The sequence below is a fragment of the Jutongia sp. genome, assembly GCF_057878315.1.
Window position 1 is genome coordinate 1 of the sequence record NZ_DBLXSO010000044.1, and the last position, 25,049, is coordinate 25,049.

A 25,049-nucleotide genomic window follows, 5' to 3' on the forward strand; every position below is an offset into this window, starting at 1 on the left:
TCGGAAGAGAACCAAGAAAGCTTGGTATGATCAACTGGAGTGAAATGAATGCAAGATCCAGAAAACTGCTGCAGTCGTTAGACATTGAGGTCACACCGACAACGCTCCTGGATGAGTGTTCTATCGCAATTCAACAGATGATCGCCATTGCAAGGGCAATTGATATGGAATGTAAGGTTTTGATTCTGGATGAAGCGACCTCTTCCCTGGATGAGGATGAGGTTGAGAAACTGTTTGTCCTGATGAAAAAGCTTAAGGCAAAAGGTGTTGGAATCATATTTGTAACACATTTCCTGGAACAGGTATATGAGGTCTGCGATAAGATCACGGTTCTTCGAAACGGAGAGCTTGTCGGTGAGTATGACGTGGAAAATCTTCCGAGAGTCCAGCTGGTTGCCAAAATGATGGGCAAGGATTTTGATGACCTGGCAGATATTAAGAGTGAGAGGATCGGCTCGGTCAAAGAAGGAGAACCCGTTATCGAAGCAAAGGGAATTTCTCATCATGGAACGATCAAACCGTTTGACATGATCTTTAACAAAGGAGAGGTAGTTGGTCTTACCGGTCTGCTTGGCTCCGGACGTTCCGAGATGGTACGTTCCATTTATGGTGCAGACAAGGCGGACTCCGGTGAAATCCGTGTATTTGGCAAAAAGGTAAAGATCAATACACCGTTAGATGCCATGAAAGCAGGAATGGCATATCTTCCGGAGGATCGCAAAAAGGATGGAATCCTGGCAGATCTTTCCGTAAGGGAGAATATTATTATTGCGCTTCAGGCAAAACGCGGCATGTTCCATCCGATGAAACGAAAGGAAATGGAGGATGCGGCAACAAACTTTATCAATTTACTGCAGATTAAAACGGCAAGTATGGAAACACCGATCAAGAGTCTGTCAGGAGGAAACCAGCAGAAGGTTATTCTGGGTAGATGGCTTTTGACCAATCCGAGATTCCTGATCCTGGATGAGCCGACCCGTGGTATTGATATTGGAACGAAGACGGAGATACAGAAGCTGGTGCTTCGGCTGGCTGACGAGGGCAAGTCAATAGCATTTATTTCTTCCGAGGTGGAAGAGATGCTTCGTACCTGCAGCAGAATGGCAGTTCTTCGTGACGGCAAAAAGGTTGGCGAGATAGAGGGCGATGATCTGACACAGGAGAAGATCATGGAGACCATAGCAGGAGGTGAAAAGTCCAATGAGTAACGAAAAGAAAAAATTTAATTGGAAAGCGATTACACAGCATCATTTGTTTTTACCAATTGTCTGTCTGCTTGTTGTACTTTTAGTAAATGTGATCAAGACGCCGGATTTCTTTGTAATATCCATGAAGGGCGGTGTCCTGTACGGGTATCTGGTTGATGTTGTCAATCGTGCCTCAGAGCTTGTGATCGTAGCAATCGGAATGACTCTGGTTACGGCGGCATCCGGAGGACAGGATATCAGTGTTGGAGCAGTCATGGCGGTGGCGGCTTCGGTATGCTGCCAGATATTATCCGGAGGACAGGTGTCGACAGATACGCTGATGAACTCCATGGCATTAGCTATTATTGCAGCAATCATTGTTGCAGGTCTCTGCGGTGCATTTAATGGATTTCTTGTGGCGAATCTGGGAATCCAGCCAATGGTTGCAACGTTAATTCTGTATACGGCAGGAAGAGGAATCGCGCAGCTTGTTACAAAGGGACAGATCACATATGTCCGTGTCGATTCCTTTAAGGTAATGGGCGGTTACATTGGAAAATGTCCGATACCGACACCGATCTTTTTCGCCATTGCAGCAATCATACTGATCAATATTATATTGAAAAAGACAGCGCTTGGTCTTTACATTGAGAGTGTTGGAATCAACGGTTCCGCATCACGGCTGGTTGGTCTGAACTCCACGATGATCAAATTCCTGACTTATGTCATCTGTGGTGTACTTGCAGGTGTGGCAGGAATTGTTGCTTCCAGCCGGATCTATTCCGCTGACGCCAATAATATCGGATTGAATCTGGAGATGGACGCGATCCTTGCAGTTGCACTTGGAGGCAATGTTTTAAGTGGTGGTAAATTCAGCATCATGGGATCTGTCATCGGAGCTTATACGATCCAGGCACTGACAACCACGCTTTACGCAATGGCAGTTTCTGCGGATCAGCTTCCGGTTTACAAGGCAATCGTTGTCATCATCATTGTTGTGATCCAGAGCCCGGTATTTCGCAGAAACATGGAAGCATGGAAGCAAAAAAGAGCTTTAAGGAATAAAGCGATGGAAGGTGGTCATTGATATGGAAAAGAAAAAATCAAAAAAGAAAATTAATAGCAGCACATTCCTGTTGATGATTACAATCGCATTATTTGCAGTAATGTATATTGCGGGAATGATAATATTCAACGACAAAGGCTTTGCAAAACCGCAGATGTTCATGAATCTCTTTATTTCCAATGCTGGTCTGATCGTGATCGGATGTGGTATGACACTTGTAATGATCACAGGCGGAATTGATATTTCTGTCGGCTCGGTCACTGCACTGGTGTGCATGTCTGCGGCTTATGCCATGGAAAATAAAGGAATGAGCGCCGTGGCAGCAGTTGTAATCTCTCTTCTGATCGGTACACTTTTCGGAATCGTTCAGGGTTATCTGGTGACATATCTGGAGATCCAGCCGTTTATCGTAACACTTGCCGGAATGTTCTTCGGGCGCGGGCTGACGGCAGTGATCAGTACAGACATGATCGCTATCCAGAATAAAACATTTTTGAAATGGGCAAACTACCGGATCAATCTTCCGTTTGGAACATATAACCGAAGGGGAATCTTTATTCCGGCATACATATATCCAACGGTGATCATAGCGCTGGCGGTAGTGATCCTGATCACGATCATGCTGAAGTTCACAAAGTTTGGCAGAAGTCTTTATGCCATCGGCGGCAATCAGCAAAGTGCTGTTATGATGGGCTTAAATGTAAAACGAACCAAGATGAAAGCATATGTGCTGGACGGCTTCTTAGCCGGTCTGGGCGGCTTCCTGTTTTGTTTAAACAGTTGTGCAGGCTTTGTAGAGCAGGCAAAGGGACTTGAGATGGATGCGATCGCTTCTGCTGTCATCGGTGGTACACTGTTAAGCGGTGGTGTTGGAACGGTAATCGGAACCCTGTTTGGTGTACTGATCAACGGTACTATTTCCAGTCTGATCACGACACAGGGAACACTGTCTAGCTGGTGGGTAAGAATTACATTATCTGCTCTGCTTTGCTTCTTCATTGTATTGCAGGCTGTGATCGCCGCAGTAAAAAGAAAGAAAAAGAAGAAATAAAACAAGAAACAACTAGAATGATAATATGCCAGAGAAACTGTCCTGCAAGCGGTGGATTGCTTGTGGGGCAGTTTTTGAATTAAATTAAAAAATCCTGAAGACTTTCTCTCCCGCCACTCGTTATATATAATGAGAGGGGGACAAAGGAGGTGATGAGACTTGACGGACAATTCCATACAGACAAAGCGGCTGGAGATCGCGCTGGAGCAATATGAGCGGCTGATCTTTTCCATCTGCTATCGTATGGTAGGGGATTATTTTGACGCACAAGATGTGACGCAGGAAACATTTCTTACATATTACAAAGTGCTGGAACGCTTCAATGGACAGAACGAGAAAGCATTTTTAACAAAGATCGCTACCAACAAATGTCTGGATTTCCTGAAGCAGAAGCGGCGAAAGGAAATGCCTTCCGAGGATGAGGTGCTGGAAAGCCGGGCCGGGACAGTTTCATCGCCGGAGGAACGATTTCTGGATGAAGAGATCAAAGGGGAACTACAACAGGCGTGCCGCGATCTGAAGCCGCCGTATGGACAGGTAGCGTATGAATTTTACTGCTGTGACCATACAGCGAGGGAGATTGCAGACATGCGGGGCGTGAAGCTGAAAACCGTGCAGACGCAGATCGGCAGGGCGAAGAAAATGCTTCAGAAGAAATTGAAACACCGGATAGCAGAACCATGAAAGGAGGCGCATTATGGCACATATTACGGAAGAACAGATCCGAAAATATTATCGGCATGAATTAGAGCAGGCGGATGAAATTGCATTGTTACATCATGTGGCACAGTGCGAATACTGTGCAGGAAAGCTGGCAGCAGGACTCCCGGAAAGTCAGGTGTTATCCGTGCCGCGGGGGCTTCGGACAGAGATTCTGGAACAGGCAGACAGGATTCCAGGAAGGCGTCAGCGGCAGCGGGAATATTACCGTTATTGCACCAGAGTGGCACTTGGCATGTGCATGGCACTGGGACTTATGGTGTCTGTGAATTTCATGGACAACAGTGCATGGCAGCAGATGGCATCCTGGAAAAATGCTGTGACAGAGCTTTCGACACAACGAGAGCGGACGGCTTCCTCGGATGAGGCGGCAAGAAAGCAGCAATATGAAAAGGAGCAGTCCAAGAGGCTGCAGGAACAGAAGGAGAAGCAGCGAAAATATTTAGAGCAGCGAAAACAGGAAAGAACCGAACCGGACAGCCGCCGGGGTGCGGAAAAATGGTTTGATCAATTTAAATAAGGAGGCTTATTGTAATGAGAAAGAAAAAAAATCCGTTTTTAACGTTTTGTTTTGCATGTATCCCCGGAGCCGGACAGATGTTTCTGGGATTCTTTAAGCAGGGTGTCAGCCTGATGTCAACATTTATTGTTGTGGCGCTGCTGTCCAGCATGTTCTATGATATCCCAATCTATCTGTTTGATTTTGTGATCTGGTTTTACGCATTTTTTGATGCGATCAACAAAAATGCGATGACGGAAGAGGAATTTGCGGCACAGGAAGATAAGTTCATGTTTGTGGATGGTCTGGATGCTTTGCCGAAGCTGAATGCCGGCAAGAGAAGAAAAGGTCTTGCGGCAGTGCTGATCTGCCTTGGCGCATATCTTCTGTGCAACGATGCACTTTCTGTTATGACGCGGTTTAATATCTGGATCCCGTATGCGGTTAATGAAATGATCAGCAGAGACCTTCCGCAGCTTATCGTGGCATGTCTTGTGATCTGGTTCGGAATCCGTCTGATCCGTGGCAAAAAGGAAGATCTGACAGAGGATGAGAGGAAATATCTGGAAGGGAGAGATGAGAAATGAGACAGCGAAGGATAGGAACGGTAACACTGGGACTTACGCTTGTGGCATTTGGTGTCCTGTTTTTGGTACACATCTTTGGCGGTGTATTGGATTATATACTAATATTCCATTTTTGGCCGGCGATTCTGGTTGTGCTGGGCGTTGAAATATTATTTTACACACTCATATCTCCGAACGGAAATGAAAAATATGATTTTGGCGCACTTGTGATCCTGTTTCTGCTGACGGGCTTTACGATGTGCATGGCGGGAGCGGACTGGCTTCTGACTAACGTACCGGAGAACGTCTGGATTCACTGGTGAAATAAAACTTCCTGTAAAAGAATATTTTGCAGGAAGTTTTGCTTTTTTTGCAACCTTTTCGAAAAAAGCGTGTCTATATAAGTAGATGATGCAAGCGAGCAATCCGTAGCATCAGTTGATGCAAAAGACATCTTGTCCCGACATCAAACAGATTAATCAGAAAGGAATGATTATTATGCGGAAAAGACACGTTTTAGGAAAGGCGGTGGCACTCGGAATGGTGCTTGCGGTGACAATGACGGGCTGTGGTGCGGCTTCGGATGTGGCAAGTGGGTGGTACAAGGAGGGTTGTTTCCAGACGGAAAGGACAGCGGAGCCGACGACTGGGAACGCTTCGGCACAGCAGGGCGGCGTATCAGGCGGAAATACTTCTTCAGCACAGGGCGGTGTATCGGGGGAAGCGGCGTTACTGAGTGACACGGAGGCGCAGAAATTGTATGTGGAGTATTGCCGGAAATCCCTGCGGCAGTTTCTGAAGCAGAGCTGGGGAGATAACCCGCAGCAGGCGGCGGTGTTATATTCACCGGCAAATCTGTATCTTGTGCTTGGGATGCTGACGGAGATGAGCGACGGGCGGACAAGGGAGCAGATCCGCAATGCGATAGGCGGGATTGCGGTGAATGGGGATTTTTCGTCAGACATGAGTAAGGAGGAGGTGGACGCCGCACTCCGCAAGCAGGAGCAGGCGGTGATCCGGAAAGCTGCGCAGATGCTGTATGCATCGGTCTCTTCTAAGAAATGCCGGCTGGCGGATTCGGTCTGGCTGAGCGATCGCTACGATTTCCGGGCTCCGGTTTTAAAGGCATTGGAGAATAACTACCGGGCTGCATGTAATACCGGAACGATGGGCGATTCTTCGTTTGACCGTCAGATCAAGGGTTGGGTTGACGAGCAGACCGGAGGAAAATTAAACGAACAGACCGCAAAGAGTATTCAGACAGAACAGAATATGGTGCTGATGCTTCTTTCGACGCTGAATTTTAAGGATCAGTGGGATGAGCCGATTTTTAATAAGAAGTATACGCACACGGGGACATTTTACGGACAGAGCACTTATACCTGCGGCAATACAACGGAGGAAGAAAAGATTGATCCGGAGAAATGTGAATTTATGAGCGCAAATTTCACCGGAATGTTTATGGAGACGAAGAAATTCCAGGCGGTTTCACTGCCGCTGCGCAGTGCGAGGATGAATGTGATCCTTCCTAAGAAGGGGATTTCTGCAGAGGAGTTTTATAAGGAAGGAACGATCAGCAGGATAATCTCACTGTGTGATCCGCAGTCTTCTGACTGGACGCAGGCGATGGTTGATCTGACAATGCCGAAGCTTGATTTTAAGTCCGAACTGAATTTGATCCCGATGCTTGAGGAGATGGGTGTTCATAATGTATTTTCGGAGGAAAAGGCAGACTTTTCTCCGCTGTTTCAGGATGGAGGGAAGAAGGATGTTTTTGTCTCGGATGCACAGCAGTTTGGTGCAATGCGGGTTGACGAGAAAGGATGTAGTGTGGCATCCTATACGCAGGTGGTGATGAACAAGTCGTTGGCGTGGGCGGATATAAAAATGGTGATGAAATGCAATCGCCCATTTCTGATCGTAGTCAGCAATGAAAAGGGACTGCCGCTTTTTGTGGGGGCGGTCAACCGGATAGAATAAGCAAGGACAGGAGAAGCGTATGGAGGATCAGGAGATCGTACAATTGATCTGGGACAGACAGGAGCATGGTCTCAGAGAACTTTCAACTAAATATAACGGTTATTGTTACAGCGTATCGTACCGGATCGTTCACGATGCGGAGGATGCCAGAGAGTGCGTCAATGATACCTGGTTAAAGACCTGGAATGCGATCCCGCCGGAGCGGCCGAGGGCATTGCGGGGCTTTCTGGCGAAGATCGTCCGTAATCTTTCTCTGAACAGATACCGTAACATGCACGCAGACCGAAGAGGAGGGGGTATTGTGAAGCTGGCACTGGAGGAGCTGCAGGAATGTGTTTCTGATGGCAGAAGAGTCGAGGAGCGTATCGAGCTTCAGGAACTGACCGGGGCGATTGAAGCATTTCTGCGGCAGCAGACACAGAGAAATCGGTCAATCTTTCTACAGAGATATTTCTATTTGATGCAGATACGGGAAATTGCGGAGAGGCACGACATGCGGGAGGGAACTGTGAAGTCGGTGCTTGGCCGTATGCGCAAAGAGCTTCGGACATGGCTTAGAAAGGAGGCGGTGTATCTGTGAGCAAACGGGGGATAACGGAGGCGGAAAAGCTGCTGGATGCGATCGGACAGCTTCCGGAGGATATGCTTGAGCAGGCACTTGAGACAGAGGAAAACGAGACGGAGACAAGGGCTTACCGCAGACAGAGAAGGCACAGACGGGAGATTATCGGCGGGCTTGCCGCTGCGGCAGTATTATGTGTGGTCGTTTTGGGGAAACACGACCGGGATTTTGTGCGGCAGCAGCAAAGTGTTGAAAAATCAGGTATATTACAGAGCGATTCCGGGAGTGCAGCGGATCAGCCGAAGAATACGAAGGACGCGGCAATCGAGGTATGGGCTTTGAATGAATATGCCGGTGTAAAAAGCAGTGAAAGCGGTAAAAGCAAGAGCAGTGCCGGAGAAACGCAGAAGCAGCTGTTCAGTGATAGTGCAGACATGCTTTTGGAAAACGGAGAGGACAAAGACGGCGATGCTGCCGGGGATACAGATACTGCTTTAAAGGGGGATAAAATAGAAGCAAAGAAAAGAACCGGACTTTGTGTGACCGGAACCGGATCCGGCAAGAAAAAGAAAGTACAATTTGCGCTGCAGTTTGGCGGACAGGATACGCAGGGGGAATACAGGCTGACTGCATCCGGAGCGACGTTACACATGGTGGAGGAAGGACAGACGAAAGCGAAAGCTGCGAAGTTTGTCCGGAAAGAAAACAAAACAACGGTCGTAATCTGTCCGTCCGGAACACAGCTTCGTTGTGTGATGAAAGCATCAGCAAAGGCGGAGATCAAGATTCTGTGTACGGACGCCGAAGGGAATAAGGTTTCTGATGGAAGACTGACGATCAGATGTACCGGTGGAAAATATGAGGCAGTGTTACAATAAAAAGGGGCAAAAGGGGATGTGATTTTATTAAAAGGAAGAGTTTCGCCGGCGGATATGAATATGGCGGTAGAGGAAGCAAGAAAGTTTACACTGGATATATGTGAACAGTTTTGGTAAGGTGAAAGATTTAATTATTTAAAGTTTTTGACTTTAAACCCTAAAAGTACTTGCGTTTAAGGGTTAATAGGGGCTATACTATTATGGTATCTGTCCGGGAATCAGGCTGTTGTAGATGACGTGAGCAGCATGTATCCCGGATGTTGTGAGTATGGAAGAGGGTTTAAAGTATGATAGTTACTCTGATTGAGAAAGTATATAGTTTTCTGTGGGGAGATCTGGTGCAGATTCCACTGCCGGGCGGCAGCACTCTGGGGATTTCGCTTCTGATTATATTACTGATTCCTACAGGAATTTATTTTACGGTTCGGACGCGTTTTCTGCCGATTCGCCTGTTCCCGGATATGGTGCAGGCACTGGTTGAGAAGAAACAAGAAAAAAACAGTCTGTCTTCATTTCAGACACTGATCGTTTCGACGGCAACCCGTGTCGGTATGGGAAATCTGGTCGGTGTTGTTGCGGCAATTTCGGCAGGCGGCGCCGGTGCGGTTTTCTGGATGTGGGTGACGGCAATTATCGGTTCATCAACAGCTTTTATTGAAGCGACACTGGCACAGCTTTATAAAGAAAAAGATCCGCTGTACGGAGGTTACCGCGGCGGTCCGGCGTATTATATTCATGCATATGTAGAAGAAAAACAGAAGAAAAAGAGAAACAAAGTGGTGATTTCTGTGTTGTTTGCAATCTCCGGTCTGATCTGCTGGTGCGGTATCAGTCAAGTGATCAGCAATTCTGTTGTTTCTTCATTTAAAAATGCATTTTCCATTCCGCCGATCTATATGACGGTAGTACTTGTTGCTGTGGCTGCTGTGATAGTGCTTCGTAAAGATGCGACAGTTAAGATCCTGGATATGGTAGTGCCGGTCATGGCGGTATGCTATTTTGCAATCACGATTCTGATCATTGTGATGAATCTTGGAAGTTTGCCGGGTGTTTTTGCAAGAATTTTTGAGGAAGCATTTGGATTCCGACAGGCAGCAGCCGGCGGTTTTGGCGCAGTCCTAATGAATGGAATCAAACGTGGACTGTTTTCGAATGAAGCAGGTTCCGGATCTGCTCCGTGTGCGGCAGCAGCGGCAGAATGTGACCAGCCGGTCAAAGCCGGATTGGTACAGGCGCTCGGGGTATTTGTGGATACGATCGTGATCTGCAGCTGTACAGCATTTATCATGCTGCTTGCGCCGGAAGAAAAAGTTACAGGACTTTCCGGAATGGATCTTCTGCAGACAGCAATGGAACATCATCTTGGCCGTTTTGGTGTGATCTTTATTGCGGCGACGCTGTTTTTATTCAGTTTTTCGACGTTTCTGGGCATCCTTTTTTATGCGAGATGCAATGTTGCATATCTTTTCGGAGATAACTGGGCTTCACAGACTGCATACAAAGTACTGGCGCTTGTGATGATGTTCATCGGCGGCCTTGCAGCATATACATTTGTGTGGGATCTTGGTGATGTTGGAATCGGACTGATGACGATCTTTAATATCATCATTCTTTACCCACAGGGTGAGAAGGCTCTGAAAGAACTGAAAGAATACGAAAAAGAAAAAAGAAAATGAAAAACACAAAGAGAAAGCATTTGAAACTATGTCTGTTGTTATTGTTTATGGTTCTGGGATGTTTTGCGATAACCAATGTCAGGACGACAACGGTGCAGGCATCATCGCGGACGTTCAAATCAAATGGCAGAACCTATATGGAAAAGCATAATGACAATACACTTAATACGGTATTGTATCAAAAGTTTCCGGACGTTACAAACAGGTTGCGAAATCGTCAAGATATCTCATCTACAGATTTTCTTATGGAAAGAAATTGTATTTTTCAAGTGCTGACGATGAAGAACTGTATGACCGTGAACCGTTTACGGTAGAAGTTGGAAATACAGAAGACATTGATAAAATCGCAGATATTCTCCGTGAGCTTGGAGACCATTATCTGGAAGAAGATGTAGCATCTATTCCGTTATCACTCACTGCTTATATGAAAGTCACATCTTTTAATCCAGTTGTATATGAAGTTTGCTACATGGATAAAGAAAGACAACAGAGGACAGTAGAAGAGGAGAAACTTCGAAAAGAAGCAGTACAGGAACTTCTGATATACCAGGGGTAATTTTCGAACATTTTTTGGGGATGTGAAAAAACTCAATCGAGTTTTTTCACATCCCCTTTTGCATTAGATGATATAGAACCACGTCTCCTCCGGGTCGACCGGTTCATTGACAGTCTTGTGTCCCTGATGATACTTTAATTCCTGATTCTTGATATTGACCTTGGTTCCAGCCGGGATCGATGTCGTAATGAAAACGTTACTGCCGATCACGCAGTTCTCACCGATAATACTGTCGCCGCCCAGAATAGATGCACCGGCGTAGATCGTTACATTGTCGCCGATCGTAGGGTGACGCTTCTTACCCTGCAGCTTCTGACCGCCGCGGGTGGAAAGAGCACCGAGGGTAACACCCTGATAAATCTTGACATTCTTGCCGATGGTAGTCGTCTCGCCGATAACGATGCCGGTTCCGTGATCGATGAAGAAATATTCGCCGATGGTTGCGCCCGGATGGATATCAATACCGGTCGTGCTGTGAGCATACTCTGTCATGATACGCGGGATCAGAGGCACCTTAAGCCGGAACAGCTCGTGCGCGAGACGATTGATCGTGATCGCCTGCAGACCCGGATAAGAAAGAATAACCTCCTCCTTGGAGTAAGCAGCAGGATCGCCGTCAAAGGCTGCCTGCAGATCGGTTTCCAGAAGAGCGCGGACCTTTGGAAGTGTGTGGAAGAAAGCAACCGTCAGACGCTGTGCCTCCACATGGAGTTCGCAGTCGTCGGCGTTTTCGTAATCCGGAGAATATTTGAGTGCCAGCTCGATCTGCTTATTCAGACGAAACAGTGTATCCTCGATCAGTACACGGGTACTGTTCTCCATAATGTAGATCTTGTGGGAGGTGTCCCGGAAATAGCCCGGATACATGATCTTCATCAGATTGTCGATGATCTTGATGATCACAAAGCGGTCCGGCTGGGTGAACAGTTTCATTTTGTCGATGGAACGGTCATGCGTGTAATCGTTCAGAATGGTGTCGACAATATCATTTACATTATGTTCTATAATTTTATCCATGTTATTCAATCCTCGTTTCTGATTTATTATGATGCAGGGGGTAGAAGGGATTTTGACCCTTGCATCATACTTATATATGTTTATGCACTATGGTGTGATCGTATCCAGATCCTTCATCCACATTGCCACAGAAGCATCACTTGGCATGCGCCAGTCACCGCGTGGGGAGAGGGCAACACTTCCGACCTTCGGACCATCCGGCAGACAGGAACGCTTAAACTGCTGGGAGAAGAATCTCCGGTAAAAGGTGCGCAGCCATTTGTAGATCGTGGCTCTGTCGTAGGCATCCCGGAAGGTGTAGCAGGCGAGACGGTAGATCTTCGAAGGTGTGTAGCCGAATCGCATCATATAGTACAGATAAAAGTCGTGCAGCTCGTAAGGTCCGACCAGATCCTCGGTCTTCTGGGAAATCTTGCCATCCTTCGGTGGCAGCAGCTCCGGGCTGACCGGTGTATCCAGAATATCCAACAGAACATCGCGAAGCTTGGAATCCTCGGTGGTCTCTGCATAATAAAGCACAAGATAACGCACTAACATTTTAGGTATTGAACAATTGACACCGTACATCGACATGTGGTCACCGTTGTAAGTTGCCCAGCCGAGTGCCAGCTCAGACATATCGCCGGTGCCGATCACCATGCCGCCGGACTGGTTGGCAACATTCATCAGGATCAGCGTGCGCTGGCGTGCCTGTGAGTTCTCGTAGGTAACATCGTGAACCTCCGGATCGTGTCCGATATCACGGAAATGAAGATTGACCGCTTCGTGGATCGGGATTTCCGTCAGGGTTGCACCGAGCTTTCGGGTCAACGTACAGGCATTGTTCATCGTGCGGTCGGTGGTGCCGAAGCAAGGCATTGTGATCGCCCGGATACCGGAGCGGTCCAGACCGAGCAGATCAAATGCACGCACCGTGACAAGGAGTGCCAGTGTCGAGTCGAGTCCGCCGGAAATGCCGATCACAGCACTCTTACAATGTGTATGGGCGAGACGCTTTTTCAGTCCCATTGCCTGAATATTGAAGATCTCGTTGCAGCGGCGGTCGCGGTCTTCCTTGACACTTGGCACGAACGGTGTCCGCGAATAGAAGCGGGTCAGCGTTGTCTCCTCCGGCTGTCCGAACGAGAAGCTGCAAACCTCATAGCCTGCCTGTGCCGGCGGGGTGATCGTAAAGGTTCCCATGCGGCGCCGTTCACTTACCAGACGTCCAAGATCCAGTTCGGAGATGGTCATTTCATTATGGAAACGCTCCGATTGTGCGAGAATGCTGCCGTTCTCGGCGATCAGGTTGTGACCGGCGAAGACGAGATCCGTGGAGGATTCGCCCTCTCCGGCATCCGCGTAAATATATCCGCAGATAAGCCGCGCGGACTGATTGCTGACAAGCTGCCGGCGGTAGGCTTCCTTGCCTGTCGTCTCATCGCTGGCGGAAAGATTGGCGATCACGGTTGCCGATGCCATGGCATGATAGCAGGACGGCGGAACCGGCATCCAGAGATCTTCGCAGATATCAATGCCGAGAACAAAATCCGGAAGATCTTCTGCCGCAAATAACAGCTTTGCGCCGAATGGGATCTGATGTCCGTGTGCGCCGAGTACCGGGATGTTGATGTGCTCGTTGTCCGCCGGTGCCGGTGCGAAGTGGCGTGCCTCGTAAAATTCCGAATAATTTGGGATGTGCTGCTTTGGCACGAGTCCGAGCAGTCTGCCGCGGAAAAGCACAGCGGCAACATTGTAGAGACGTGCGTGCAGGAGAAACGGAAGTCCGGCCACGATGACCATATCCATTGCTGCGGAGGCACTGCGGATCTGCTCCAGCCCTGCAAGACAGCCGTCAAGAAGGATGTCTTGCAGGAACAGATCATTACAGGTATAGCCCGAGATACAAAGCTCCGGGAATACCAGAAGTTTCACATGTTCCTTTTGCGCCTGCTGCATACACGACAGGATATGCTCCGTGTTGAAGGCGGTATTGCCCACTTCGATATCTGGGGTAGCTGCGGCAACCTTGATAAATCCATCTTTCATGACGATGTCATCCTTTCTGATTTGTTTTATTCTTTCATTATACCCGAAAGCGGGGAAAAAGCAACATAACCAGCTCTTTGAGAGTGGTGGGATTTGTGTTACAATAACGGATGGAAATTATATGATGCAAGGGACAAAGGACGGTGTGATCCCAACATTATGATATATTTTATAAATATCGGCGAGTGGAGAGACTTTGTTTTATGAATAATATAGATATGCTGTATCGTATTTTCTATACGGTATTTTCGATGAGCTGCATGGCACTTGTGCTTCTGCCGGCGGTGCTTGTACTGCGGTTCCTGTTTCGCGGGCTGTCAAAGAAGTTCCGGCTTGCGTTGTGGGCGATTCTGTTTTTCCGGGCGGTATGTCCGGTGGGAATGAGCAGTCCGGTATGTATTTACGGGGCGTGGAACAGACAGTTTCATACGCTTCTTCGTTCCCTTGGACTGACGATCACTCCGGACCGGGGACTTCTGACCGGATGGCGGTATGTATTTGAGGGCGAGGTGACGGCTTCGGTGGCGTACCAGGCATGCACGCTGATCTGGCTCGCGGGAGCAGTGCTGTTGCTGCTTGTGACAGCCGTAAAGCAGCTTGCGCTGTCCCGGAAGCTGCAATGCTCCTCCGAGCTTTTGTTTGACAACATATATCAGTCCGGGCAGATCGCATATCCGGTGCGTACCGGATTGTTTCACGGCAGAATTTATCTTCCGGAGGGACTGCTGGCAAAAGAAATGAAAGAAATCGTTGCTTATCAGAGGCTTCGTCAGAAACGGGGCGATGATCTGTGGCGCAGACTTGCATTTCTGGTCTGTTGTATCCATTGGTGGAATCCGGGGATCTGGTATGCGTATTATCTGTTGTGGCGGGATCAGAACCTCGCGTGCGATCAGGCGTTTGCACAGCATCCGGGATCCGGGCAGCAGTTCCATTGCGCACAGGTTCTTGTGAATATGAAGCAGGAGAAACGGCAGAAGCTGTCATTATCCCTTGTGACAGGCTATGAGTCGGATCTGTTCCGACGGTCCGAGGGGCTTTTGTATGCACGGCGTAAACCGTTATGGCAGTCCGGGATCGCAGCGTTTATCCTGACGGTGCTGGTTTTTGCGGCATTTGGGCTGTCGACATTTCGGGGGGGACAGACAGCGGGAGAGTCTGCGGAGACGTTGTTTGACAGCAATGCGGTCAAGCAGATCAACAACCGTGTCATTGCGCGGTGTGAAACGAAAACGGCGAGTGGCAGTGCGGTGACTCTTGAGCTTGTGGTCGAGAAGGGAACGCACAGGGCAAGCAGCGGATATCACGGAAGATGCCGGCTTCGTCTGCGGAACAGTCAGAAGGAAACGCTTGCCGCGCTGGAGCTTTCTGAGGTGTTTGCGGGTAGTGCCACACAGGATTTCAGAGATGATATTTCGCTGGAGACCGTCGATTATAATGAAGATGGACGCATGGAGGTTGCCGTTGGACAACGTTCTGCGAGAAAGGCGTCCGATGAGGCGGTAAGTGTGACGAACTCCGCTGTGGCAAGGCAGCTCAAGAAACAGAATACTTATGAATATTATGTAATTGATATCGGAGAGGACAAGCTGACGTCGGTCAGCCCGGAAATATACGTGTCCGATGTGACGCCGCTGCAGGAGGGAAGCATGGTCTTTTCCTATGTGCAGGGTGCGGGTGGCGTGATCACGGTATCGGACGGAGAGGACACCTCCTATTATGTATGGAACCACAAGAAGAGCAGGTACGAGCTGAAGGATCTGACCGATGAGCAGCTTGAGAAGCGGCGGGCGAAATACGGGACAGACAGTGCGCAGACGCAGCAGTATTCCCTGAAGGCGGATGACGGGAAGGAAATCATGGATGTGTCGGTCAGCGCGCAGAGCAATGGCGGGCTTTCGATCAACCGGATCCGGATCAATCCGAAGGGGCTGGATCAGCGTGCGGGAACGAAAACGATCACGAATGTGGAAGGCTATTATTATGATCTGCAGTGGGCGCAGTCCGACAGCGAGGAGCAGCGTTATGCACTGCTTAGCTACAATGGAACGGCAGGAAGAACCTTTGCCCTGTACGATGTGAAAAAGCAGAGGCTTTGTTATCAGCCTGCGGAGGGTAACGAGGCACTGCAGAAGGTTTTTAAGGAATATGGAGCGGACGATATTAAATTCGAGAAAAACGGAGCGGTTGTATATTCCCTAATGGAAATTACCGGGGATGATGTTTTGAAGGTCAATTTTGCGGCGAGCGCAAAGGATGATATTTCCGTGAAGGGAACGTATCAGTATCGTCTGTCCACCGGAAATGTAACTTCGTTGCAGTACAGCAGAGAATCGTAGTTTTGTGTGTACGCTTTTTGGGACAGATGCCTGACTCTACGAAATAATTCATTCTTGCGGAGGACGTATGTTTGGAGTATAATAATTTCAAATGCACAAGCGCAGGAAAGCTGTTTTTCAAGGGTTTCCTTTGGAAGTGATGATACATGACGAGAACAGGAGGTGTTTTCATGCTTGCAAGATCAGGGGAATTATTTGTGGATACACCGCGGTGTACGCAGTGTGGACGTATTCTGCCGGATGTCTACGAGGAGGACGATATCTGTCCGAGCTGCAGGGAGGCGAATCTGTTTGCAGAGGTAAAGGATTTCATCCGTGAGAACGAAGTGCGGGAACTTGATGTGGCGGAACACTTTAATATACCGATCGCGAAGGTCAGAAAGTGGATCCGCGAGGGAAGGATCCAGTATAAGGGAGAGGCAGGCAAGACGATTTCCAGCATTTACTGTCAGATCTGCGGTAAGCCGATCGAATTTGGAACGTTGTGTCCGGAGTGTCACAGACTGCAGGGGCTTAAGATTGTTGCGCAGCAGTATGCAGAGCAGAAGTCGGAGATGCGCTTCATTAATAAAGGGAAGAAGTTCTAGGCGGTAAGACAGGACGATTGCAGAACAGTGGGAAGAGATTAACGCAATATCAGCAGCCATAAAGGAGTAGCGGTAGATTCCGCGCTCTTTTTTTTGCGCAAAAAACGGGGTCAATATCCGTGCAAGCTTCGGCGCGATCCCGGGTGAAACGCCGATGAAAATACATCCATAGCGCACCATCCCTGTTTTAATTCTTTTTTAATCTTATAATAGTATGGTAGATATTGAGAAAGTCATACATTATTTGTGAAAAAGGGGTGTGCCACAAAAATGACATACCAAAAAGATAAATATTAATGGAAAAATTTACATAAAAAGAGAAACGGGCAAAGGAGGAACAGCAGTGCGCATATTGACAGTTGGTGATGATCCGGAATTGAAAACAGTGATCAAAGAAAAGCTCTTGCGGGAGAACTGCATGGTGGATTCCTGTAATTCCGGGAGCGCAGCATTGGATTATCTGCAGTTGGCAGAATATGACGTAGTATTGATGGATGTTGATCTTCCTGACCGGAGTGGAGTAGATATTGTCGATGCGATACGGCGAAAGGACATTCAGACCCCGGTAATGCTTCTGACGGCACAGGCGGAGGTTGCCGATATTGTGCGGGGACTGGATGCCGGTGCGGATGAGTATATGGTTAAACCGATTCATTTTTCAGAGCTGATGGCACGGATCCGCGTGCTGATCCGCAAAAAGGATGGTGTCCGCGGAAATGTATATCGCTGCGGTGACCTTGAAATTAATGTCAATGATCAAATGGTGCGCAGAGCCGGGAAGCAGATCGAGCTGTCTCCGAAGGAATACTCGATGCTGTTATATATGATGCGTAACCGCAATATCGTGCTGACGCGCGAACAGCTTGAGACGAACAGCTGGGATTACCGGAGTGAGAGTTCGTCGAATGTGGTCGATGTTTATATCCGCTATCTGCGCAAAAAGATCGATGAGGGCTTTGACAAAAAGCTGATCCATACGATCCGCGGTGTCGGCTATGTCCTTCGAAGTGAAGATTAGCGGCTTAGGCGGAGATTGGTGGCGGGTCGCCGACAGAAAATTCCACAAAATTGCCACATTTTTTTAATCTTTATTTCACCTTTGCCGGGTAGAATATCACCGATGACGACAGGAAGAGGAGTAAAGAAGCGCATGAATACGGACAAAATATTATATCTTCATATCGGAATGCCAAAGACAGGAACGAGCTCTCTGCAATTATTTCTGATGCAGAATCCGGAAGCGTTAGCGCAGAATAACTGCAGTTATCCGATGATGCCCGGAAGATATCCGATGGTATCTCCGAACCGCAATGCACATTTTCTGGTCGGAAAGATCATGAATGCGGACGGCAGTGCAGATATGGAGAAAACGAAAGAGATCGAGAAACAGTCCTTCGAGCTTTTGGAACAGGCGTTTCAACGGACAGACCGGGTTATTCTCAGTGATGAAGCAATCTGGAATACCTATAAGGGGGATCATCCGGAATGTCTGGAAAAGATCGGAGCATTTTGTGAGCGGCACGGCATTGCGTTAAAGCTGATCGTTTATCTGCGCCGTCAGGATCAGTATCTGGAATCTTACTGGAAACAGCAGATAAGGCGCAAGGGCGTGACCTGGAAATGGGGCCGGATGGTGAAGCAGACGCCGCATTACATTGTGTTAGATTATTATCATCATCTGCAGGTGCTGGCAGGGTTTGCCGGGAAAGAAAATATCATTGTGCAGCCTTACTATGAAGGAAATTTTGACCTGTGCAGCGACTTTCTGCGTGTGCTTGGAATCACTGACACGGACGCATTTGAACCGTTAGAGAGTAAGGTGAATTTAAGCTTGAATAATAATTATGCGGAGATCAAGAGAATCTTAAACGGACTTCTTTCTGACGAACCTTCCCGGTGGAACAGAGAACAGTGCTGGCTGGAGAAGCTTGTCGTGGATTGTTCGCGCACAGAGAAAAAGCAATATGAAAGCTCTATGTTTTCCGTGGAAGAACGACAGAAATTTATGGAGCGCTTCGATGAGATCAATCAGCGGATCGCCAGAGAATATATGGGACAAGAGACGCTTTTCGATGCCAGGCCGGAGAAGGAGCTGCCGGAATGGAAGAAGGACAATGACCTGCAGTACGAGGACACGATTCTTTTCTTTGGAAAGGCACTGCTTGATCTGAAAAGAGAGCAGGATCTGCAGCGCCAGAGACTGCAGGAACTGGAAGGAAAGAAAAATATTCTTCGCCGCATCGTAAACAAGTGCCGGATGCTTCTGTAGATGCAGGTACTTATATTAGCCGGGATTTTGATGTGACACGCAAAAGGGTTTTCCCCTTTTTGATACCGTGATACGGCAGCGGTGTTGACAAGCCGGTCGTTCCTGCTTATTATAAGTAGGTAACCCTATGAGGACAGGATTCTGAATAGAAAGATCGGTATGTTATATGATAATCATTGAAGAGACAGAGGAAGATAAGAACAGTGTGCCGGTTCCGGATGAAGATTTTATTGAGGAAGAGGAACTTACCACAGAGGAGCAGAAATACCGGAGTGCCCAGGAGCTGTTAGATTCGCTTGAGTGTGTGACGCGTTACGAACAAGGTGTGAAGACGCTTCTTGATGCGGCGGCAATGTTTGAGGAGATCAACGATTACGGGGACAGCGCAAAGCGTGCAGCGGACTGCAGAAAGCGCGCCGGGGCATATGAGAAGAAAGGTATAGAGAAAGCGTACCGGGAGGCAGTAAAGCTGTGTGAGGAAGCAGTCACGAAGATGGATTACCGGACAGCGATCTCGGAGCTGAATCGTTTTCCGGATTACAAGGACTGTAAGGAACGGATTGATGTTTGTAAGAAAGCAGTCGAACGTGAGGAGACGAAGCAGGCGTGGAAGCATCGTGTGATCGCAGCAGTGATCATCGTGGCAGCTGTCATTGGCGTCTGGGCAGTTTTCCGGCTTATTTAATAATTAAGAATACATTAAGGCATGGAAGCACTCGTTTTCATGCCTGTCTGCATGTATGGACATGCGGAGGAAAGGATAAACTATGTATTATGTACTGAAGGATTTATTAACAACCAATCAGATTGCCATGCTGGGCGTTCTGGTATCATTTTTGCTGACATTTCTGATGCTGCGCTTTCCGTTTCCGTTCCTGCCGAAGGATCAGGGACGTGCATTTGCAGTAAACGGTGCATTGTCCAAGGGCAAGCTGCGAGGCGTGGGACTGACCTTCGTTTGTGCGTTTATTGTCTGCTCACTGCTGTTTCTGCCGATCACGAGAGAGTATGTGATCTATTGTATTCTTTTGTTTGCGATGATGCTCAGCGGATACCTTGACGATGCATCCGACAAGCCATGGAACGATTACAAGAAGGGCGCCATTGATCTGGTACTGTCCCTTGTTGCAATGTGGACCTTCGTGACCAATAACTCAACCGATATTATGCTGTTCGGCAATACGATCGCGATTCCGGTTCCGGTTTATTTTATCCTTGGCGTGGTACTTCTGTGGGTATCGGTCAATGTAACGAATTGTACCGATGGCGTTGACGGTTTGTGTGCGAGTCTCTGCATGGTTGTGCTCGGTGGTTTTACGGTGCTTTTCTCGAAGGAGCTTGGACAGTATGGCATTGCGAGTCTGATGTTTATGGGCGTGCTGCTTGCGTATCTGTACTTCAACTCCAAGCCAAGCTCTATGCTGATGGGTGATGCCGGTTCCCGCGCGCTGGGCTTTTATATTGCGGTGATCGCAATGAAGACGGGGCATCCGTTCGCATACATAATCCTTGCGCTTGTGGTTATCATAGATGGTGGAATTGGTCTGGTAAAGATTTTTCTCAAGAGATTCTTCAAGATCAGTATTTTAAAAAACACGCTGACACCGCTTCACGATCATGTCCGTAAGAATAAGGAATGGTCAGATACACAGGTTGTTTTCCGATTCTGTATTTATCAGATCGTGCTGGTGGCAGTTGCATATATTTTTGTGGCATATCTGTAAAAGGAGAAACGATAATGGTAGTGACGAAATATTCATTGATCGGGGCGGTGCTTCAGGCATATCCGTCCGCAGAGAAATGCTTTAATGAGATGGGAATGCACTGTGTATCCTGTCATATGTCTCCGAGAGAGACGCTGGAGCAGGCGTGCCGGGTGCATTCTTGTGATGTGGATGAGCTGATCCGGAAGCTGGATAAGCATATCAATGGTCCGGTCTGACCGGAAAGACTGTGCGGCGCATGCCGATCAATAAAAATACAAGAATAAAAGATACGATGTTGTCGTGTGTTGCAAAGCGATCACAGGATTACGATGCTGGCGCAGGAAAGATCCTCAGCCAGATTGTAGACCTTGCCGCTCTGCAGGCCGACAACCGTCGGACGAAGTGCAGAAAGCTCGCTGTTTTTGACAACGCGGGCTTTCTCGCCGTTACTGAGCTCTACGGTAGAGTCGACCGGATAAAGAATAACGCTGGATAGAAAGCTTCGCATGGCGTTAATATCCAGCTCGCCGGACATGGACATGACCATCTCCACGGCAGTCCGCTGGGAGTACGCTTTCTTGTAAGGGCGCTCGGTTACGAGTGCGTCATAGACGTCAACCACGGAAAGAATCTTGGCATACGGAACAATCTTATCACTGGAAACGCCCATCGGATAGCCGGAGCCATTCATCTTCTCGTGATGCTGCAGAACCGCGAAGCAGATGCTGTCGTTGAATTCATGTTTCTCTTTGATGATGCGGTAGCCCATAAGAGAATGCTCCTTCATAAGAGAGAACTCCTCGGTGGTCAGCTTGCCCGGCTTGTTGAGGATCTCGAGCGGTATCTTGGACTTGCCCATGTCGTGCAGCAGTCCGGCGATGCCGATATTGTAGACGTCCTGTGAGGACATTTTCATATTCTTGGCAATGATCATGGACATCGTGGCAACATCCACGCTGTGCTTGAAGGTGTATTCATCGCTGGTGCGCAGGGCGCTGATATCCACTGCGATCGCCTCGCTGTCATCAATGGCACGCATCAGATCGCTGGTGATCGTCGTGGTCGTCCGGGTGAAATGAGGATTGTTTGTGTCGCTGTACAGATGCTGGACACCCTCGGAAATCCTCTTCTTGACGCTGACAGACAGACTGACCTTGGCAGGATCTGCTTCGCGGTATTTGGCAATGTTATTCCGCGCGATGGCAGAAACCGGTTCAGCAGAAGCAGAGAGATCCTCGTCGTCCTCTCCCTCCTTGATATAAATACCGTTGATATTCAGTTTCTTTAGTGCCTCGATCTGGTACTCGTCCAGATAAGAGCCACGCACGATCAATGAACGTCCCCAGCTGTTCTGGATGTCCTGATCGATCCGCATCCCGGTCTGCAGGTCGCGGATTCTGACGAAATATCGTTTCACCACTGTAGATCTCCACCTTAAATTTTGTCACAAATTATAACTACAAATAGTATAACCTATTTTAAAACAGAGATAAAGACTTCTGTGAAAACAAAATAGAAAATTTGAAAAAACTATCGCATTTTAAAACAAAATTCGTTATACTTGAAAGAAGTAGTTTTCAAATAGTACTTTAGGCAAAGAAAGGAAGATTGCTATGAATCGTAAAGAATGCTTTGCTGTGAAATTTCTTGGAATCATGACAGCACTGTTATTGTGTGCGGTTCTGTCCGGCACAGGGCAGAAGGAAGCACAGGCGGCAGTCTCATCGGATGGTGCATATCAGTACGAGTTGGATGCCAATGGACATGCCGTTTTGACAGCATACTTAGGACAGGACACCGAGGTGGCGGTGCCGGCGACAATGGACGGCATCAGCGTGGCGGCTCTGTCCGGTACTTATCAGAATCATGACAGGATCACGAGGGTTACGATCCCGGCAGGGGTTGTTTCTGTGGATGAGACTGCCTTCGCCGGCTGCTATGGGATTACCGGCTTCACAGTAGACCCTGCAAACGCAGGTCTTTCCAGTGATGCGGAGGGTGTGCTTTTCAGTAAGGACGGATCACTTCTGCTGCGTTACCCGGTTGGAAAGCATCAAAGTTCAGGAACCTACCGCATCCCGGCAGGCGTTGTCAATGTTGGAGGCTATGCATTTGAGGGCTATAACACGCCGGGAATTGAGATACCCTCCAATGTGCGCGTGATCGGCGATTATGCATTTGCCAATACCCGTAATTTTAACGGCGTCACCAAATGGGAAGAGGGAACGCAGACGATCGGAACCTTTGCCTTTTACAAATGCACCAATCTAAAGCTTTTGGATCAGAGTGCGTTGCCGGCATCCGTGACGAAGCTTGGTGTTTATGCATTTGCCGAATGCTCCAATATTCAGATCGATATTTCGAAATCAAGCATTACAGAGATTCCGGATTATCTGTTTTACAATTGTGATAACCTGCATAACCTGACGCTGCCGCAGACAGTGACGAGCGTGGGGGCATATGCATTTTCGGAGTGCAACAATCTGAATGAAGTAATCTTTGATGCAGCACTGACGCAGATCAGGGAGGGTGCATTTGCAAAATGCGGCAATCTGCATACCGTCAACATTCCGGAGGGGGTGACAGCCATCGAGAACAATACCTTCAACGGCTGCCAGAATCTGAACACGGTCGTGCTGCCTGACACGTTGAAAACGATCGGTGACGGAGCATTTGCAGGCTGCCGGAATATCCATTCCATCAATATTCCGAAGGGTGTCACCTATATTTCCAACACAAGCTTTGACGGCGTGGACACCACAGCAATCGCACTTAATGTCAAGGTAGGGAAGACAAAGTTGAATCAGGCGAAGCGGAAAGGAAAGAAGCTGACGATTCGCTGGAAAAAGACAACAGATGCGAAGGGGTATGTGGTGTACCGTTCCACGAAGAAGAACGGCGGCTACAAAAAGGTTAAAACGATCAGCAAGGTATCCGTCTGCAAGTTCAGCCAGAAGGCGAAGAAATTAAAAAAGAACCGAAAATATTACTACAAGGTCAAGGTTTATAAGGTTGTCCTTGGAAAGAAATATTTCAGCGGCTTCAGTAACGTGAAAGCCGTCCGTTAAAAGGGAGAAGCATCATAGAAACTGTGCATTGACAGAAAGAAAGGCAGAATGATTATGGACGATTTATTTTCTTTTGGAGAAGAGGAAGAAATGGTTTTAAAAGCACAGGAGAAGGAACAGAAAAAGATGTCAGAGGGGGATGGGTTTTCACTTCTTGGCGAAGAAGACATGAAGGGTTTCGGCGATTTTACATCGGACGATGCAGATGAAGACCTGTGGTAATACAGGTCTTCATCTGCAAAATTCCTTGACAATTGGTGCATTTGCGAATAATATGTAAATTAGATTACATAATACATGCAGGAGAGGAGGTATAACAAGTATGCCGCCAAAGACACAAATACCAAAAGAAAAAATTCTTCGTACAGGACTGGATCTTGTGATCCGTGAGGGATATGAGGTTATCAATATTAAACGTCTGGCGCAGGAGATCGGATGTTCGACACAGCCGATCTCCTGGTCGTTTGGCAACATGGAAACATTTCGTGAGGAGCTGTTCCGATACGCACTGAATTATATGAATTCCAAGATGCGGTCGAATGGAAACAATCCGGGAGCGGCGTTGTTTTCAGTAGGAGAGACATATGTGAATATGGCATTTGATGAGCCGAACCTGATCCGTTATCTGCGGACAGATTCCAAGGGGCTTGTTGCGATGGGAGGAATCGGGGCTGTATTTGACGAAACGAAGAATAAAACCCTGTGCGAGGCACTTAGCCGCGTGGTAGGCTTCAGCGAGGAGAAAGCACGTGAGTTCATGAATACAGTCGTGATCTATACACAGGGACTGGTGACATTTATTATCGATGGAACGATCACCGTGAGCCGGGAAGAAGCACTTCAGATGCTCGAGAATGTTGGTGTAATGCATATGGTATATGCGGGTATTCCGTATGAAAAGGCGTGTGTATTGCTGAGGCAGTAAGCGGCTGAAAGGCGAACGACAAGCCTAAAGCGCAAGGCTTTGGCAAAAGTTAAGGAGGTTTCAATGAAAAAAATGAAGAGAACGGTATTATCATGGATTCTTGTGCTTGCCATGGTACTGTCCGGTGTGGCTCTGCCACAGGGGCAGCAGGTGAAGGCGGCGGGTACGTCGTATAACCTGAGCGTATCAGAGGGGGCAAGCCCGCTTACGCTTGCAAAGAATCAGTGGGGCGATGATTACATTGCGGATATCCTGTTTCAGGTTCCGAATGTGATCGCCGACAAGAGTAAGGTGCAGGCGGCAAAGCCGGTCGTGCAGGTGACGATGAAGATCAACAGCATCAGCAGTGACACCGGTTCGATCCATGCG

General features: G+C 48.1%; 26 protein-coding genes. 23 read left to right on the forward strand and 3 right to left on the reverse strand.

Annotation, left to right across the window (positions count from 1 at the left end):
• The 12 genes from ACZLMD_RS10125 to ACZLMD_RS10180 form a co-directional block, all read left to right on the forward strand.
• The coding region (locus tag ACZLMD_RS10125; protein ID WP_489495652.1) for a sugar ABC transporter ATP-binding protein at window positions 1–1,208 on the forward strand (1,208 nt) is incomplete at its 5' end.
• Window positions 1,201–2,274, forward strand: coding sequence for an ABC transporter permease (locus ACZLMD_RS10130; RefSeq protein WP_482522825.1), 1,074 nt, complete (start codon window positions 1,201–1,203; stop codon window positions 2,272–2,274). The genes ACZLMD_RS10125 and ACZLMD_RS10130, both read left to right, overlap by 8 nt.
• Window position 2,275: 1 nt before the next feature.
• Window positions 2,276–3,304: an ABC transporter permease subunit gene (locus ACZLMD_RS10135; protein ID WP_022307268.1), complete on the forward strand. Its 1,029-nt coding sequence runs from the start codon at window positions 2,276–2,278 to the stop codon at window positions 3,302–3,304.
• A gap of 159 nt (window positions 3,305–3,463) precedes the next feature.
• Window positions 3,464–3,988 (forward strand): RNA polymerase sigma factor, encoded by a 525-nt coding sequence (locus ACZLMD_RS10140; protein WP_118561103.1) that lies wholly within the window; start codon window positions 3,464–3,466, stop codon window positions 3,986–3,988.
• Window positions 3,989–4,001: 13 nt separating this feature from the next.
• Complete coding sequence (locus ACZLMD_RS10145; RefSeq protein WP_482522068.1) at window positions 4,002–4,544, forward strand: hypothetical protein; 543 nt, start codon at window positions 4,002–4,004, stop codon at window positions 4,542–4,544.
• 14 nt (window positions 4,545–4,558) lie between these two features.
• On the forward strand, window positions 4,559–5,110 hold the full coding sequence (locus ACZLMD_RS10150) for a hypothetical protein (RefSeq protein ID WP_482522067.1): 552 nt from the start codon (window positions 4,559–4,561) through the stop codon (window positions 5,108–5,110).
• Entirely contained in the window at window positions 5,107–5,412 is a 306-nt protein-coding gene (locus ACZLMD_RS10155; RefSeq protein ID WP_484107663.1) for a LiaI-LiaF-like domain-containing protein, read from the forward strand. The genes ACZLMD_RS10150 and ACZLMD_RS10155 overlap by 4 nt, the downstream gene beginning before the upstream one ends.
• 175 nt (window positions 5,413–5,587) lie before the next feature.
• Window positions 5,588–7,069: a serpin family protein gene (locus ACZLMD_RS10160; RefSeq protein ID WP_489495653.1), complete on the forward strand. Its 1,482-nt coding sequence runs from the start codon at window positions 5,588–5,590 to the stop codon at window positions 7,067–7,069.
• A gap of 19 nt (window positions 7,070–7,088) precedes the next feature.
• Window positions 7,089–7,649 (forward strand): RNA polymerase sigma factor, encoded by a 561-nt coding sequence (locus ACZLMD_RS10165; RefSeq protein WP_482522065.1) that lies wholly within the window; start codon window positions 7,089–7,091, stop codon window positions 7,647–7,649.
• Complete coding sequence (locus ACZLMD_RS10170) at window positions 7,646–8,509, forward strand: hypothetical protein (protein ID WP_118561113.1); 864 nt, start codon at window positions 7,646–7,648, stop codon at window positions 8,507–8,509. The genes ACZLMD_RS10165 and ACZLMD_RS10170 overlap by 4 nt, the downstream gene beginning before the upstream one ends.
• A 287-nt stretch (window positions 8,510–8,796) precedes the next feature.
• Window positions 8,797–10,185, forward strand: a complete 1,389-nt coding sequence (locus tag ACZLMD_RS10175; RefSeq protein WP_118561115.1) for an alanine/glycine:cation symporter family protein — start codon at window positions 8,797–8,799, stop codon at window positions 10,183–10,185.
• A gap of 256 nt (window positions 10,186–10,441) precedes the next feature.
• Complete coding sequence (locus ACZLMD_RS10180) at window positions 10,442–10,741, forward strand: hypothetical protein (RefSeq protein ID WP_484107666.1); 300 nt, start codon at window positions 10,442–10,444, stop codon at window positions 10,739–10,741.
• Window positions 10,742–10,804: 63 nt separating this feature from the next.
• Here ACZLMD_RS10180 and epsC read toward each other — a convergent pair whose 3' ends face one another.
• Window positions 10,805–11,758: a serine O-acetyltransferase EpsC gene (epsC, locus tag ACZLMD_RS10185; protein ID WP_482523372.1), complete on the reverse strand. Its 954-nt coding sequence runs from the start codon at window positions 11,756–11,758 to the stop codon at window positions 10,805–10,807.
• Window positions 11,759–11,845: 87 nt separating this feature from the next.
• Window positions 11,846–13,786: an NAD(+) synthase gene (locus tag ACZLMD_RS10190; protein ID WP_484107667.1), complete on the reverse strand. Its 1,941-nt coding sequence runs from the start codon at window positions 13,784–13,786 to the stop codon at window positions 11,846–11,848.
• Between the two features lie 203 nt (window positions 13,787–13,989).
• On the opposite strand from ACZLMD_RS10190, the gene ACZLMD_RS10195 reads away from it, so the two are divergent.
• The 7 genes from ACZLMD_RS10195 (at window position 13,990) to ACZLMD_RS10225 (ending at window position 20,923) form a co-directional block, all read left to right on the forward strand.
• Window positions 13,990–16,125, forward strand: a complete 2,136-nt coding sequence (locus ACZLMD_RS10195) for a M56 family metallopeptidase (protein ID WP_484107668.1) — start codon at window positions 13,990–13,992, stop codon at window positions 16,123–16,125.
• 170 nt (window positions 16,126–16,295) lie between these two features.
• Window positions 16,296–16,712 carry a hypothetical protein gene (locus tag ACZLMD_RS10200; protein ID WP_199877078.1) on the forward strand — a complete coding sequence of 139 codons (417 nt, stop codon included), beginning with the start codon at window positions 16,296–16,298 and terminating at the stop codon, window positions 16,710–16,712.
• A gap of 343 nt (window positions 16,713–17,055) precedes the next feature.
• Window positions 17,056–17,730, forward strand: a complete 675-nt coding sequence (locus ACZLMD_RS10205) for a response regulator transcription factor (protein WP_482521967.1) — start codon at window positions 17,056–17,058, stop codon at window positions 17,728–17,730.
• A gap of 132 nt (window positions 17,731–17,862) precedes the next feature.
• On the forward strand, window positions 17,863–18,981 hold the full coding sequence (locus ACZLMD_RS10210) for a hypothetical protein (protein WP_484107669.1): 1,119 nt from the start codon (window positions 17,863–17,865) through the stop codon (window positions 18,979–18,981).
• A 166-nt stretch (window positions 18,982–19,147) separates the two neighbouring features.
• Entirely contained in the window at window positions 19,148–19,666 is a 519-nt protein-coding gene (locus ACZLMD_RS10215; protein WP_484107670.1) for a hypothetical protein, read from the forward strand.
• An 82-nt stretch (window positions 19,667–19,748) separates the two neighbouring features.
• Window positions 19,749–20,705 carry an MraY family glycosyltransferase gene (locus ACZLMD_RS10220; RefSeq protein WP_482521965.1) on the forward strand — a complete coding sequence of 319 codons (957 nt, stop codon included), beginning with the start codon at window positions 19,749–19,751 and terminating at the stop codon, window positions 20,703–20,705.
• 14 nt (window positions 20,706–20,719) lie between these two features.
• Entirely contained in the window at window positions 20,720–20,923 is a 204-nt protein-coding gene (locus tag ACZLMD_RS10225) for a DUF1858 domain-containing protein (protein WP_482521964.1), read from the forward strand.
• Between the two features lie 80 nt (window positions 20,924–21,003).
• Here the strand turns inward: ACZLMD_RS10225 and ACZLMD_RS10230 are convergent, their stop codons facing one another.
• Complete coding sequence (locus tag ACZLMD_RS10230; RefSeq protein WP_482521963.1) at window positions 21,004–22,107, reverse strand: cyclic di-GMP phosphodiesterase; 1,104 nt, start codon at window positions 22,105–22,107, stop codon at window positions 21,004–21,006.
• A 193-nt stretch (window positions 22,108–22,300) separates the two neighbouring features.
• Here ACZLMD_RS10230 and ACZLMD_RS10235 point away from each other — a divergent pair, with 193 nt between their 5' ends.
• The 4 genes from ACZLMD_RS10235 to ACZLMD_RS10250 all read left to right on the forward strand — a co-directional run.
• On the forward strand, window positions 22,301–23,755 hold the full coding sequence (locus ACZLMD_RS10235; protein WP_489495654.1) for a leucine-rich repeat domain-containing protein: 1,455 nt from the start codon (window positions 22,301–22,303) through the stop codon (window positions 23,753–23,755).
• A 54-nt stretch (window positions 23,756–23,809) separates the two neighbouring features.
• Window positions 23,810–23,977, forward strand: coding sequence for a hypothetical protein (locus ACZLMD_RS10240; protein WP_489495655.1), 168 nt, complete (start codon window positions 23,810–23,812; stop codon window positions 23,975–23,977).
• Window positions 23,978–24,077: 100 nt separating this feature from the next.
• Window positions 24,078–24,680, forward strand: a complete 603-nt coding sequence (locus tag ACZLMD_RS10245) for a TetR/AcrR family transcriptional regulator (protein ID WP_489495656.1) — start codon at window positions 24,078–24,080, stop codon at window positions 24,678–24,680.
• 63 nt (window positions 24,681–24,743) lie between these two features.
• A partial coding sequence (locus tag ACZLMD_RS10250; protein ID WP_489495657.1) for a hypothetical protein occupies window positions 24,744–25,049 on the forward strand: 306 nt, incomplete at its 3' end.

Coding starts and splice junctions, on each gene's coding strand:
- ACZLMD_RS10235 (WP_489495654.1), top strand. CDS start 22,301: ATGAATCGTAAAGAATGCTTTGCTGTGAAATTTCTTGGAATCATGACA.
- ACZLMD_RS10160 (WP_489495653.1), top strand. CDS start 5,588: ATGCGGAAAAGACACGTTTTAGGAAAGGCGGTGGCACTCGGAATGGTG.
- ACZLMD_RS10190 (WP_484107667.1), bottom strand. CDS start 13,786: ATGAAAGATGGATTTATCAAGGTTGCCGCAGCTACCCCAGATATCGAA.
- ACZLMD_RS10220 (WP_482521965.1), top strand. CDS start 19,749: ATGTATTATGTACTGAAGGATTTATTAACAACCAATCAGATTGCCATG.
- ACZLMD_RS10245 (WP_489495656.1), top strand. CDS start 24,078: ATGCCGCCAAAGACACAAATACCAAAAGAAAAAATTCTTCGTACAGGA.
- ACZLMD_RS10165 (WP_482522065.1), top strand. CDS start 7,089: ATGGAGGATCAGGAGATCGTACAATTGATCTGGGACAGACAGGAGCAT.
- ACZLMD_RS10195 (WP_484107668.1), top strand. CDS start 13,990: ATGAATAATATAGATATGCTGTATCGTATTTTCTATACGGTATTTTCG.
- ACZLMD_RS10200 (WP_199877078.1), top strand. CDS start 16,296: ATGCTTGCAAGATCAGGGGAATTATTTGTGGATACACCGCGGTGTACG.
- ACZLMD_RS10210 (WP_484107669.1), top strand. CDS start 17,863: ATGAATACGGACAAAATATTATATCTTCATATCGGAATGCCAAAGACA.
- ACZLMD_RS10150 (WP_482522067.1), top strand. CDS start 4,559: ATGAGAAAGAAAAAAAATCCGTTTTTAACGTTTTGTTTTGCATGTATC.
- ACZLMD_RS10175 (WP_118561115.1), top strand. CDS start 8,797: ATGATAGTTACTCTGATTGAGAAAGTATATAGTTTTCTGTGGGGAGAT.
- ACZLMD_RS10215 (WP_484107670.1), top strand. CDS start 19,148: ATGATAATCATTGAAGAGACAGAGGAAGATAAGAACAGTGTGCCGGTT.
- ACZLMD_RS10135 (WP_022307268.1), top strand. CDS start 2,276: ATGGAAAAGAAAAAATCAAAAAAGAAAATTAATAGCAGCACATTCCTG.
- ACZLMD_RS10155 (WP_484107663.1), top strand. CDS start 5,107: ATGAGACAGCGAAGGATAGGAACGGTAACACTGGGACTTACGCTTGTG.
- epsC (WP_482523372.1), bottom strand. CDS start 11,758: ATGGATAAAATTATAGAACATAATGTAAATGATATTGTCGACACCATT.
- ACZLMD_RS10225 (WP_482521964.1), top strand. CDS start 20,720: ATGGTAGTGACGAAATATTCATTGATCGGGGCGGTGCTTCAGGCATAT.
- ACZLMD_RS10240 (WP_489495655.1), top strand. CDS start 23,810: ATGGACGATTTATTTTCTTTTGGAGAAGAGGAAGAAATGGTTTTAAAA.
- ACZLMD_RS10145 (WP_482522068.1), top strand. CDS start 4,002: ATGGCACATATTACGGAAGAACAGATCCGAAAATATTATCGGCATGAA.
- ACZLMD_RS10130 (WP_482522825.1), top strand. CDS start 1,201: ATGAGTAACGAAAAGAAAAAATTTAATTGGAAAGCGATTACACAGCAT.